This is a genomic window from Variovorax sp. P4_B11 (assembly GCF_056402355.1).
Window position 1 is genome coordinate 13702 of the sequence record NZ_JBFUHO010000006.1, and the last position, 12232, is coordinate 25933.

The 12232-nt window shown below is 69.6% G+C and carries 12 protein-coding genes; 8 read left to right on the forward strand and 4 right to left on the reverse strand.

Annotated features, from left to right (window positions below; translation table 11 throughout):
* Nucleotides 1-18: 18 nt before the first annotated feature.
* Nucleotides 19-933 (reverse strand): biotin synthase, encoded by a 915-nt coding sequence (locus AC1DYD_RS08265; protein WP_478172267.1) that lies wholly within the window; start codon nt 931-933, stop codon nt 19-21.
* Nucleotides 934-955: 22 nt separating this feature from the next.
* On the opposite strand from AC1DYD_RS08265, the gene AC1DYD_RS08270 reads away from it, so the two are divergent.
* On the forward strand, nt 956-1672 hold the full coding sequence (locus tag AC1DYD_RS08270; protein ID WP_478172268.1) for a phosphoribosyltransferase family protein: 717 nt from the start codon (nt 956-958) through the stop codon (nt 1670-1672).
* A 460-nt stretch (nt 1673-2132) separates the two neighbouring features.
* Nucleotides 2133-2594 (forward strand): tRNA (cytidine(34)-2'-O)-methyltransferase, encoded by a 462-nt coding sequence (locus AC1DYD_RS08275; RefSeq protein ID WP_478172269.1) that lies wholly within the window; start codon nt 2133-2135, stop codon nt 2592-2594.
* A gap of 123 nt (nt 2595-2717) precedes the next feature.
* Here the strand turns inward: AC1DYD_RS08275 and AC1DYD_RS08280 are convergent, their stop codons facing one another.
* Together AC1DYD_RS08280 and AC1DYD_RS08285 are read right to left on the reverse strand one after the other, a co-directional pair.
* Entirely contained in the window at nt 2718-3176 is a 459-nt protein-coding gene (locus AC1DYD_RS08280; protein ID WP_478172270.1) for a MaoC family dehydratase, read from the reverse strand.
* Nucleotides 3177-3339: 163 nt separating this feature from the next.
* Complete coding sequence (locus AC1DYD_RS08285; RefSeq protein WP_478172271.1) at nt 3340-3960, reverse strand: ParA family protein; 621 nt, start codon at nt 3958-3960, stop codon at nt 3340-3342.
* A 68-nt stretch (nt 3961-4028) separates the two neighbouring features.
* Here AC1DYD_RS08285 and kefF point away from each other — a divergent pair, with 68 nt between their 5' ends.
* Both kefF and kefC read left to right on the forward strand, forming a co-directional pair.
* Nucleotides 4029-4667 (forward strand): glutathione-regulated potassium-efflux system oxidoreductase KefF, encoded by a 639-nt coding sequence (kefF, locus tag AC1DYD_RS08290; protein WP_478172272.1) that lies wholly within the window; start codon nt 4029-4031, stop codon nt 4665-4667.
* Nucleotides 4668-4669: 2 nt separating this feature from the next.
* Nucleotides 4670-6523: a glutathione-regulated potassium-efflux system protein KefC gene (gene kefC, locus AC1DYD_RS08295; protein ID WP_478172273.1), complete on the forward strand. Its 1854-nt coding sequence runs from the start codon at nt 4670-4672 to the stop codon at nt 6521-6523.
* Nucleotides 6524-6533: 10 nt separating this feature from the next.
* On the opposite strand, the gene AC1DYD_RS08300 is transcribed toward kefC, so the two are convergent.
* Nucleotides 6534-7400, reverse strand: a complete 867-nt coding sequence (locus tag AC1DYD_RS08300) for an amidohydrolase family protein (RefSeq protein ID WP_478172274.1) — start codon at nt 7398-7400, stop codon at nt 6534-6536.
* Between the two features lie 106 nt (nt 7401-7506).
* Here AC1DYD_RS08300 and AC1DYD_RS08305 point away from each other — a divergent pair, with 106 nt between their 5' ends.
* The 4 genes from AC1DYD_RS08305 to AC1DYD_RS08320 are packed head-to-tail and all read left to right on the forward strand — an operon-like array spanning nt 7507 to nt 12209.
* Complete coding sequence (locus AC1DYD_RS08305; RefSeq protein ID WP_478172275.1) at nt 7507-8280, forward strand: crotonase/enoyl-CoA hydratase family protein; 774 nt, start codon at nt 7507-7509, stop codon at nt 8278-8280.
* 19 nt (nt 8281-8299) lie between these two features.
* Nucleotides 8300-10210: a feruloyl-CoA synthase gene (locus AC1DYD_RS08310; protein WP_478172276.1), complete on the forward strand. Its 1911-nt coding sequence runs from the start codon at nt 8300-8302 to the stop codon at nt 10208-10210.
* Nucleotides 10211-10237: 27 nt separating this feature from the next.
* On the forward strand, nt 10238-11023 hold the full coding sequence (locus AC1DYD_RS08315; RefSeq protein ID WP_478172277.1) for an SDR family NAD(P)-dependent oxidoreductase: 786 nt from the start codon (nt 10238-10240) through the stop codon (nt 11021-11023).
* A gap of 46 nt (nt 11024-11069) precedes the next feature.
* On the forward strand, nt 11070-12209 hold the full coding sequence (locus AC1DYD_RS08320; protein ID WP_478172278.1) for an ABC transporter substrate-binding protein: 1140 nt from the start codon (nt 11070-11072) through the stop codon (nt 12207-12209).
* Nucleotides 12210-12232: the final 23 nt, after the last annotated feature.

Below are 12232 nucleotides of genomic sequence, written 5' to 3' on the forward strand. Positions count from 1 at the left end.
GGGTCGGCCAAGGCGGACTCAGTTGCCTACACGACCTCGCTGCAGCATGGAACGCATTTCGCGCAAGGAAACCGCACTTTCGGACGCCAACGCCACGCGCGGGGCCGGCTTGAAGGCATGGCCGTAGATGATTTCGAAGGTCAGGGCGATCCGCCCGCCCCCCTCGGGGGCCGGCGCGAGTTCCGGCAGGGCGGCGCCCAGCGCCCGCCGCCACGCCTTGCCGCGCAAGGCCGGGAAACGCCCCGGATGGAGGTTGCGTCCCAGCGTGCGAAGCTCGGCCAGGGCGGCGTCGGCACTGGCCCAGGTCAGCACGATGCGCTCCATGTCCATCACCGGTTCGGCGAAGCCGGCGCCGACCAGCATGTCGCCCCAGTCGTGCATGTCGGTGAACTCGTGGCTGGCGGGCGGCCAGCCGAGCCGCCGGTGCAGGCCGCGCAGTTCCTGCAGGGTGTCGGGCCCGAAGCAGGAGAACATCAGGAAGCCGTCGGTCGCGACCCCCCGGTGCCAGCGGGCGATCAGCGCCTGGGGGTCGGCCGCCATGTGCAGCGCCATGTTGGCCCACAGCAGGTCGACGCCGTCCTCGGGCGGCGGCTCGAAGCTGGGCCGGGCGCCTTGCCAGCGGCGCGCTGTCCACCAGGGCGCCGCCAGCGAGCGGGCGGTGGCGGCGACCAGCGCCGGGTCCGGCTCGGTCACGAAGGACTCGGCATCGCGGTAGCGGCGCGCGACCAGCGCATGCGCCTCGAGGCCACCGCGCAAGGGCGCCCAGTCGGCCCAATGGCGCGGCTGCGCCTTGATCCATTGCAGCCGGTCTTCCATCCGGCGGCCGATCTCCTCGTGCAGCCAGGGGGATTCGGCAGCCGGCGCGAGCCGGCGCCAGCGCGCGGCCGCCGTGGCATCGATGGTCGGCGGGCGCTGTGCGGGGTCGGTGGACATGGGCCGCTGAGTATATTGACGGATGTTCAAGCGCTGGGCCGTACGGCCTTTCTCGTCGCTGCTCGCCCGCCTGCCCAGCCAGTGCGCGGTCTGCCGGGCCTGGCCTTCGGCGCCGGTCTGTGACGCCTGCGTCGGGCGCTTCGCGCCGCCGGTCCGGCGCTGCGGGACCTGTGCGCTGCCCCTGGGACCCGGTTCGGCGCCGTGCGGCGAATGCCTGCTGCATCCGCCGCCGCTCGACGCCTGCCTGGCGGCCTGTGCCTACGTCTGGCCCTGGCCGCAGTGCATCGCGGAATTCAAGTTCCTCGGCGACGCCGGCCGCGCCGGGCCGCTGGCCACGCTGATCAGGAGCGCACCCTGGGTCGAACCGGCGCTCGAGGCGGCGGATCTCCTGCTGCCGATGCCATTGGCGCCGATTCGGCTGCGCCAGCGCGGTTTCAACCAGGCCTACGAGCTGGCGCGGCGGCTGGACGCCGCCAAATGCGCCCCCGGGCTGCTGCTGCGCACCCGCGAGACCGCAGCGCAAAGCGGCCTCGCCCGCAAGGAGCGGCTGCGCAGCCTGCACGGTGCCTTCGCACTGGATCCGTTGCGCGCCGAGGAGGTACAGGGTCGCCGCGTGGTGCTGGTCGACGACGTGATGACCAGCGGCGCCTCGCTGTTCTCGGCGGCCCGGGTGCTGCGCGCCGGTGGCGCCGCCCACATCACGGCGATCGTGCTGGCGCGGACCGACCGGCCCGACTAGCTAGCCCCCACGCTCCCCCACTGCGTGTGGGTCGCTGCCCCCCGAGGGGGCCGCAGGCCGCCTTGGGGCGGCCCGGCGCCGGCCTGGATCGCCCCCACGCTCCCCCACTGCGTGTGGGTCGCGGCCCCCCGAGGGGCCGCAGGCCGCCTTGGGGCGGCCCGGCGCCGGCCTGGATCGCCCCCACGCTCCCCACTGCGTGTGGGTCGCTGCCCCCCGAGGGGGCCGCAGGCCGCCTTGGGGCGGCCCGGCGTCGGCCTGGATGGCCCCCACGCTCCCCACTGCGTGTGGGTCGCTGCCCCCCGAGGGGGCCGCAGGCCGCCTTGGGGCGGCCCGGCGCCGGCCTGGTTCGCCCCCACGCTCCCCACTGCGTGTGGGTCGCTGCCCCCCGAGGGGGCCGCAGGCCGCCTTGGGGCGGCCCGGCGCCGGCCTGAGGGCCGGACACGCGACCGACAATCGCGGCATGTTCCATATCGTCCTGGTCGAGCCTGAGATCCCGCCCAACACCGGCAACGTGATCCGGCTGGCCGCCAACACGGGTTGCACCCTGCACCTGGTCGAACCGCTGGGATTCTCGATGGATGACCGCCTGCTGCGCCGTGCCGGGCTGGACTACCACGAGTACGCCACGCTCTTGCGCCACGCCAATTGGCAGGCACTGCTCGATAGCCAAAAGCCGCCGGCCGACCGGATGTTCGCCCTGACCACGCGCGGCACCCGACGGGTGCACGACGTGGCCTTCCGCCCCGGCGACTGGCTGGTGTTCGGTTCGGAGACGCGCGGACTGGCGCCCGAACTGCGCGAGCGCTTCGCCGCGCCGCAGCGGCTGCGGCTGCCGATGCGCGAGGGCCAGCGCAGCCTGAACCTGTCGAACGCGGTGGCGGTGACCGTGTTCGAGGCCTGGCGCCAAAACAGCTTCGGCTAGCGGGACCGGCGCAGCCCGGTCCCCCTTCGTGAAACACCGCGGAACAGGCTTTGCCAGGCCGCTGGTGTTGCCCCCGGTGGGGGGTGGACGGGCTGCACGAAGTGAGCCCAACCTGGGGGCGAGCTACTTATACCGGCGGACGACGGATTCGGCAACGCAGGCGGGCTTGGGGGATCCTTCGAGCTCGATGGTCGTTTCCCAGGTCATCTGCAGCCCGTCGTTGGCGATCGGCTCCGAGCTCAGCAGCTTCATGCGGCCACGGACCCGGCCGCCGACCGGCACCGGCGACATGAAGCGCACGCGGTTCAGGCCGTAGTTGACGCCCATGCGCGATTCGGCGACCTCGAAGGCCGCTTCATACAAGCGCGGCAGCAGCGACAGGGTCAGGAAGCCATGGGCGATCGGGCCGCCGAAGGGCCCGGCCTTGGCCCGCTCGACATCCACGTGGATCCATTGATGATCGCCGGTCGCCTCGGCGAACTGGTCGACCTGCGCCTGAGTGATGGTGATCCAGTCGCTCACGGCGACTTCCTGGCCGACGCACGCGGCAAGATCCTGAAGGGTCTGGAAGGTCTTTTTCATCGCTTCACTTTAGCGGTGCCCCGGCACCGCTCCTGTCCACGCCGGGACATCGCGGCTCGGGGTAAACACGGGCTCAGGCTCAGACCGGCGCCGGGCCGCCCCAAGGCGGTCTGCGCCCCCTCGGGGGGCAGCGAGTACACGAAGTGACGAGCGTGGGGGCCTCTCAGGCTTCCAGCCAATGGATGATCGGCTGCCATTGGTCGAGGTCGCGCTGTACGCGCCCGGGCGCAATGTCGAACAGCGTCAGCCCGCGGGCCGCCAACTGGACGTAGATCTGCGTGTCGCGCAATTCGCCGAGCACCGGCACTTCGAGGCCGGAGACGAACTCGTGCAGTCGGTCCGCAGCCAGCGTGCGGGCGTCCACGCGCATGCCCACCAGCCCGATCCGGGTCTTGCCGGCATGGCGGTTGGCGAGCAGCTTGTCGAGGAAATCGCGGGTCGCGTAGATGTCGAAGATGCTCGGCTGCAGGGGCACCAGCACCATGTCGGCCAATGCCAGCGCCTCCTTGAACCGCGATCCGTGCAGCCCGGCCGGGGTGTCGATGACCGCATGGGTGGTGCCGCGTGGCGGCTTCACCACGCTGCCGTCCTCGGTCGCCTCCCAGCTGAGGATGGTTCGCGCCTGCGGCGGCCGCAGCCCGAGCCAGAGCCGCGACGACTGCTGGCGATCGATGTCGCCCAGCAGCACCGGATAGCCGCGGCTGGCGTAATAACCCGCGATGTGGGTGGCGAGCGTGGACTTTCCGACGCCGCCCTTGGGATTGGCGACCACGACTACCGGCATTCAAGACTCCGACAGGCTGAACAAAAGCGTCATGGTAGCCGCCTACGGAGTGCGCTAATGTTCGCGCCATGTCGAGCCCACCCAACAACAACAGTTCGTCGCGCATCTACGTGATTGCCGCTCATCCGCATTGGCGCGAATCGCGCGTCAACCTCCGGCTGCTGAAAGCCGCGCAGGCCACGCCGGGCGTCGACGTCAACGACCTCTACGACACCTACCCCGACTACGCGATCGACGTCAGGGCCGAGCAGGCCCGCCTGGCCCGCGCCGACCTGCTGGTGCTGCTGCATCCGATCCAGTGGTATTCGATGCCGGCACTGCAGAAGCTCTGGGTCGACGAAGTGCTCGACTACGGCTGGGCCTACGGCACCGGCGGCCGGGCGCTGGAAGGCAAGGACTGCTGGCTGGTGGCGACCACCGGCGGACCCGAGGACAGCTACCACCCGGAAAGCTACAACCGCTATTTCTTCGACGCCTTCCTGCCGCCCTACGAGCAGACGGCGGCGCTGTGCGGCATGCGCTTCCTGCCGCCGCTCCTGTTCCACGGCGCTCGCAGCGCCACGACGGCCGAGCTGAGCGCCCACGTCGAGGTCTTCACCGAGCGGCTCCAGAGCTACCCCGACTGGCCCGAGCTCGAGGAACTGGACGCCTGCATCAGCTGCCCGGTGCCCGAGACCGACCGGCCGACCAGCCACGAGGAAGCCTGAGCATGGAACACGCACCAGTCTGGCTGGTCAATTCGCTGATCTATCTGGGCGCCGCGGTGCTCGTGGTGCCGCTGTCGAAGGCGCTCGGGCTGGGCGCGATCATCGGCTATCTGGTGGCCGGCATCGCCATCGGGCCCTGGGGCCTGGGCCTGGTCACCAACGTCGAGGACATCCTGCATTTCGCCGAGTTCGGCGTCGTGCTGATGCTGTTCCTGGTCGGCCTCGAGCTCGAGCCCAAGCGGCTCTGGAGCCTGCGGCGGCCGATCTTCGGTTGGGGCTCGGCCCAGGTGCTGGGCTGCGCCGCGGTGCTGTTCGCGGTCGGCTGCGCGGCGGGCGCCGACTGGCGCGTATCGCTGGTCGCGGCCCTCGGGCTGGCGCTGTCGTCGACCGCGATCGCGCTGCAGGTGTTCGCCGAGCGCAACCTGCTGCTGACGCCGAGCGGCCAGGCCGGCTTCTCGATCCTGCTGTTCCAGGACGTCGCGGCGATTCCGATCCTGGCGCTGCTGCCGCTGCTGGCGGTCGGCCCCGACTCCGGGTCGGACTTGACCGGATGGGACCGCACGCTCGAGGGCCTGAAGATCGTCGGCGTGGTCGCCGCCATCGTGGTCGGCGGCCGGCTGGCCCTGCGGCCGCTGCTGCGCTGGATCGCGCGCAGCAACACGCCCGAGATCTTCACCGCCACCTCGCTGCTGCTGGTGGTCGCGATCGCCGCGCTGATGCAGTTCATCGGCCTCTCGATGGCGCTCGGTGCCTTCCTCGCCGGCGTGCTGCTGGCGGAAAGCGAATACCGGCGCGAGCTCGAGACCGACATCGAGCCCTTCAAGGGCTTGCTGCTGGGCCTGTTCTTCATCGCGGTCGGCATGAGCATCGATTTCGGCGTGCTGATCGAGCACCCCGCACTCATGGCGCTGGTAGTGATGTCCTTCCTGGCGGTCAAGTTCGTCGTCATCTACGCGCTGGCCAAGGCCATGCAGGTGCCCTATCAGCAGCGGCCGGTGTTCACGCTGCTGCTGGCGCAGGGCGGCGAATTCGCCTTCGTGGTCTTCCAGGCCGCCGGGCCCGACGTGCTGCCGCACGCCGTGGCCTCCTTCCTGATCGCCGCGGTGGCGCTGTCGATGCTGGTCTCGCCGCTGCTGCTGGTGGCGATCGACAGGTGGGTGCTGCCACGCTACAGCGCCCACAAGCCGACCACGATGGAAGAGATCTCCGAGCAGCAGGACGCCAAGGTGGTGATCTGCGGCTTCGGGCGCTACGGCCAGATCATCGGCCGGATGCTGAGCGCTCAGGGCGTGAAGATCACGGTGCTGGACCACGATCCGGACACCATCGAGGCGCTGCGCGAATTCGGCATCCCGGTCTTCTACGGCGACGCGACGCGGCTGGACCTGCTGCGCACCGCAGGCGCCGGCAGCGCCGAGGTGCTGGTGATCGCGGTCGACGACATGGAGCAATCGCTGCAGATCGTCGACCTGGCGCAGAAGCACTTCACGCAGGCCAAGCTGATCGTGCGGGCGCGCAACGTCAACCACCTCTACCAGCTGCTCGACCGCAAGGTGGAATTCGTCGAGCGGGAGATGTTCGAATCCTCGCTGCGCAGCGCCCGCTCGGTGCTCGAGGCGATCGGCTGGCCGGCGCACGAGGCGCGCGAGGATGCGATGCGCTTCCGGCGCCGCAACATCGAGCTGATGTACGAGACCTACCCGCACTACAAGGGCGACCGCGCCAAGCTGATCGCGGTGGCGAAGAAAGGCCGCCAGCAATTCCAGGAGCAGATGGCGCGCGAGCGCGAGGAGCGGCGCCAGCGCAACGGCGCCAACTGGGACCGCGACCGGGTCGAGGAAGAGCGGCGACCCTGAGCCCGGGCGCCTACTGGTCGAGCTTGAGCAGCCGCACCGCGTTGCCCTTGAGGATCCCCGGCATCACCTCGGGCTTGAAGCCGGCGTCCTCGAAGTCCTTGAGCCAGCGGTCGGGCGTGATCAGCGGGTAGTCGCTGGCGAACAGCACGCGGTCTTTCAGCAGGGTGTTGGCGTACTGCACCAGCTGCTTCGGGAAATACTTCGGGCTCCAGCCCGAGAGGTCGATCCAGACGTTGGGCTTGTGGGTCGCGACGCTGAGCGCCTCGTCCTGCCAGGGGAAGCTCGGGTGCGCCATGACGATCTGCATGTCGGGGAAGTCGATCGCGACGTCGTCCAAATGCATCGGGTTGCTGTACTCGAGCCGCAGGCCGCCGCCGCAGCGCATGCCCGAGCCGATGCCGCTGTGGCCGGTATGGAACACGGCCGGCAGGCCATGCTCGGCGATCACCTCGTAAATCGGCCAGGCCATCTTGTCGTAGGGGTGGTAGCCCTGCACCGTGGGATGGAACTTGAAACCCTTGACGCCGTGTTCTTCGATCAGCCGGCGGGCCTCCCGCGCGCCCATCTTGCCCTTGTGCGGATCGATGCTGGCGAAGGCGATCATGATGTCGGAGTTCTTCTGCGCGGCCTCGGCGATTTCCTCGTTGGGAATCCGGCGCCGGCCCATGTTCGACTCGGCATCGACCATGAACATCACCAGGCCGATCTTGCGCTCGCGGTAGTAGTCGATGCTTTCCTGGATGGTCGGGCGACGGCCCGACTTGAAGTACTTGTCGGCGGCGCGGTCGTACTCCTCGCCGTAGTTGTCGAAGGGGTTCCAGCAGCTCACCTCGGCGTGCGTGTGGGTGTCGATCGCGATGAGGTTCCGATGATCCATGGCCTGTCTCCAAATAGTTAGGGTAAGTCCTAGGGCCGCACACCATCATGCGGCTTGAATTGGTTATCTTTCATAACCATAATCGATCGTACTCCGGAATGCAATCATGACCCACCCCGACCTCCATCTCGAACTCCAGGACGACATCGCCGTCATTCGCCTCACCCGGGGCACCAAGCGCAATGCGCTGTCCGACGCGCTGATCCTGGCGCTGCGCGACGCCTTCGAAAAACTGCCCTCCTCGGTGCGTGCCGCGGTGATCGACGGCGAGGGCCCGCACTTCTGCGCCGGCCTCGACCTGTCGGAGCTCCAGGAGCGGGACGCCGGCCAGGGGCTGCAGCATTCGCGCATGTGGCACGCGGCGCTCGACCTCGTGCAATACGGCCCGGTGCCGGTGATCGCGGCGCTGCACGGCGCGGTGGTCGGCGGCGGGCTCGAGCTGGCGAGCGCCTGCCACATCCGGGTGGCCGACAGCACCACCTTCTATGCGCTGCCCGAGGGCTCGCGCGGCATCTTCGTCGGCGGCGGCGGCTCGGTGCGCATCCCGAAGCTGATCGGCGCCGCCCGCATGACGGACATGATGATGACCGGCCGGGTCTACAACGCCGAGGACGGCGAACGCGCCGGCTTCGCGCAGTACCTGGTGGCCGAGGGCAGCGCCTTCGACAAGGCACTCGAACTGGCCAGGCGCGTCGCCACCAATGCCCCGCTGACCAACTACGCGCTGATGCACGCGCTGCCGCGCATCGCCGAGCAGCCGGCCGACCATGGCTTCTTCACCGAAGCGCTGATGGCCGGCATCGCGCAGAGCGCGCCCGAGGCCAAGGAACGCGTGCGCGCCTTCCTCGAGGGCAAGGCCGCCAAGGTGCAGAAGAACTGAGACAGAACCCGAGGATCCCATGCAAGCCCATCGCCCCACGGCCCTCACGCCGCGCTACCGTCCCGTGACCTTCGGCGTGCGCCGTGTCAGCGTGCGCGAAGGCGCGGCGGGCGTGCGCTACCTCCAAGCCGCCGAGCCGCTCAAGGACTATGCCGAGCGAATCACCGACCGCCTGATGCACTGGGCGGAGGTGGCGCCCGACCGCAGCTTCATGGCGCGGCGCGAGCAACTGGCCGACGGCAGCACGGGCGAATGGAAGCACCTGAGCTATGCCCAGGCGCTGCAGGACGCGCGCCGCATCGGGCAAGCCCTGCTGAATCGCGGCCTCGACGCCGAACGGCCGGTCATGATCCTCAGCGAAAACAGCCTGGAGCACGCGAAGCTGGCACTCGCCTGCATCTACGCCGGTATTCCTTACTGCCCGGCGTCGCCGGCCTACTCGATCGTCAGCCAGGACTACGAGAAGCTGCGCCACATCGTCGAAACGCTCACGCCCGGCCTGGTGTTCGCGAGCGACGCCGCGCGCTTCGGCCGCGCCATCGCCGCGGTCGTGCCGGCCGACGTCGAGGTCGTGCTCCATCGCGGCCACGGCGGCACGGAGGACAAGGGAACACCCTCGCCCGATCTCGCGGGCCGCGCCATCACCGCCTTCGACAGCCTGCTCGCCACGCCCGCCACGCATGCGGTCGACGCCGCCATGGAGGCCACGGGGCCGGACACCATCACCAAGTTCCTGTTCACCTCGGGCTCGACCAAGATGCCCAAGGCGGTCATCAACACGCAGCGCATGTGGTGCGCCAACCAGGTGCAGATCGCGCAGTCGATGCCCTCGCTGGCCGAGGAGCCCCCGGTGCTGGTCGACTGGCTGCCGTGGAACCACACCTTCGGCAGCAACCACAACGTCGGCATCACGATCTACCACGGCGGCACGCTCTACATCGACGACGGCAAGCCGACGCCGGCCGGCATGGCGGAAACCCTGCGCAACCTGCGCGAGATCGCGCCCACCGTCTACTTCAACGTGCCGACCGGCTTCGAGGCGATCGCGCACGCCATGCAGACCGACGCCCAGCTGCGCAAGACCCTGCTGTCGCGGGTGCGCATGTTCTTCTATTCCGGCGCGGCGCTCGCGCAGCCGGTGTGGGACCTGCTGCACCAGATCCAGGAAGCGGAGATCGGCGAGCGCATCGTGATGGCGACCGGCCTCGGCATGACCGAATCGGGCCCGTCGGCGATGTTCATCAACAGCCCCGACGTACGCGCCGGCGACGTCGGCGTGCCGACGCCGGGCATGACGCTCAAGCTGGTCGAGGTCGACGGCAAGGTGGAAGTGCGCTATCGCGGCCCGAACGTCACGCCGGGCTACTGGCGCGCCCCCGAAGCGACGCGCGAGGCCTTCGACGAAGAGGGCTTCCTGTGCACCGGCGACGCCGTCCAGTGGATCGACGAGGAGGACATCCACCGCGGCCTGCGCTTCGATGGCCGCATCGCCGAAGACTTCAAGCTCGCCACCGGCACCTTCGTGAGCGTCGGCCCGCTGCGCGCGAAGATCATCACCGCCGGCGCGCCGCACGTCCAGGACGCGGTGCTGACCGGCATCAACCTGAAGGAAGTCGGCGCGCTGATCTTCCCGACCCCGGCGATCCGCACGCTGGCCGGCCTGGCCGCCGATGCGCCGCTGCAGCAGGTGGTCGAAAGCGCCCCGGTGCAGGCCTGGCTCCAGCAGTTGCTCGACACCCTCTCGGCCGCCAGCACCGGCAGCGCCAACCGCATCGCGCGGGCCCACCTGGTGTCCGAGCTGCCTTCGATCGACAAGGGCGAAGTGACCGACAAGGGCTCGATCAACCAGCGCGCCGTGCTCAAGCACCGCGCCGCCCTGGCCGAAGCCCTGCATGCCGGGACGCTGCCTTTCACCCTCAAGCCTCGATAGACCCGACAGACCACAAGGAGACATGCCATGAACATCCAGGGACAAGCCGCACTCGTGACCGGCGGCGCATCCGGCCTCGGCGAAGCCACCGCACGCGAGCTCGCGCGCCTCGGCGCCAAGGTCGCGGTGCTCGACGTCAATTCGCAGCTGGCCGAGAAGGTGGCGGCGGAGATCGGCGATGAATTCGGCAAAGGCTGCGCCGTGGCCTGCGTCTGCGACATCACCAACACCGACAGCGTCGCCGCCGCGCTCGACAAGGCCGAAGCCGCGCACGGCCCGGCCCGCATCCTCATGAACGTTGCCGGCATCGGCAGCGCCAAGCGGATCGTCGGCAAGGACGGCAGCGCAGCGCCGCTCGAGGACTTCGTGCGCGTGGTCAACGTCAACCTGGTCGGCGCCTACAACATCAGCCGCCTCTATGCCGCGCGCTGCGCCGCACTGGCCCCGCTGGAAGGCGGCGAGCGCGGCGTGATGATGTTCACCGCCTCGGTCGCGGCCTTCGACGGCCAGGTCGGCCAGCAGGCCTACAGCGCCTCCAAGGGCGGCCTGGTGGGCATGACGCTGCCGATGGCGCGCGACCTCGCGCAGCACGGCATCCGCGTCTGCACCATCGCGCCGGGCCTGTTCGCGACGCCGCTGCTGAAGACGCTGCCGGAGCCGATCCAGCAATCGCTGGCGGCCTCGATCCCGTTCCCGCCGCGCCTCGGCGATCCCGCGGAGTTCGCCGCGCTGGCCTGCCACATCGTCACCAACGGCCACCTCAACGGCGAGGTGATCCGGCTCGACGGCGCCTTGCGAATGGCCCCGCGCTGAGCCCGCCGCCCCTGTTCCCGTTCGCCCCACCTGGAGACAAATTCCCATGAAGACCAAACCAACCCTCCTCGCCGCCGCTCTGGCGCTCGGCCTCTTCGGCGCCGCCCATGCCGACCTCACCGTCGGCGTGGTGCTGCCGCTCACCGGACCGGCCTCGGGCCTGGGCATTCCGGTCAAGAACCAGATCGCGCTGTGGCCGAAGACCATCGCCGGCGAAAACCTCAAGGTCGTGGTGCTGGACGACGCCACCGACCCGACCACCGGCGTCAAGGACACCCAGCGCCTGGTGACCGAGGACAAGGTCGACGTCATCATCGGCTCGGCGGCGACCCCGGTCGCGATCCCGATGGCCGACGTGGCGGCGGAATCGGGCACGGTGCAGCTCGCCGCCTCGCCGGCCGGCCTGCCGCCCGGCAAGGACAAATGGACCTTCCGGCTGCCGCAGTCGAACGACGTCATGGCCTATGCCGTGGTCCAGCACATGAAGGCGCAGAAGGTCAAGACCATCGGCTTCCTCGGCTACACCGACGCCTACGGCGAACTGTGGCTCAAGGCGCTCACCGCCGAGGCCGAGAAGAACGGCATGAAGATCGTCGCCACCGAGCGCTTCGGCCGGGCCGACACCAGCGTCACCGCCCAGGTGCTCAAGCTCACCTCGGCCAACCCCGACGCCCTCCTGATCGTCGCCTCCGGCAGCGGCGCGGGCATGCCGCAGAAGGCCGTGATGGAGCGCGGCTTCAAGGGCAAGGTCTACCAGACCCACGCCGCCGCCACGCAGGACCTGATGCGCACCGCGGGCAAGGATGCCGAAGGCACCTTCGTCGTCTCGGGCCCGGCCACGGTCGCCGAGCAGCTGCCCGACACCCACCCGTCGAAGAAGGCGGCGGTGGCGTTCGTGCAGCAGTACGAGAAGACCTACGGACCCGGCTCGCGCAACCAGTTCGCCGGCCACGGCGCCGATGCGCTCACCGTGCTCGAGAAGGCGGTGCCGATCGCGCTCAAGAAGGGCAAGCCCGGCACCCCCGAGTTCCGGGCGGCGCTGCGCGACGCGATGGAGACCATGGGCCGCACGGTGCTCGCGCACGGCGTGCTCGAGTGGACGCCGCAGAACCACTGGGGCTACACCAACGAGACCGGCGTCATGCTGAAGGTCGTCAACGGCCAGTTCAAGGTCGAAGAAAACTAGCTCGCCCCCAGGTTGCCCGCACT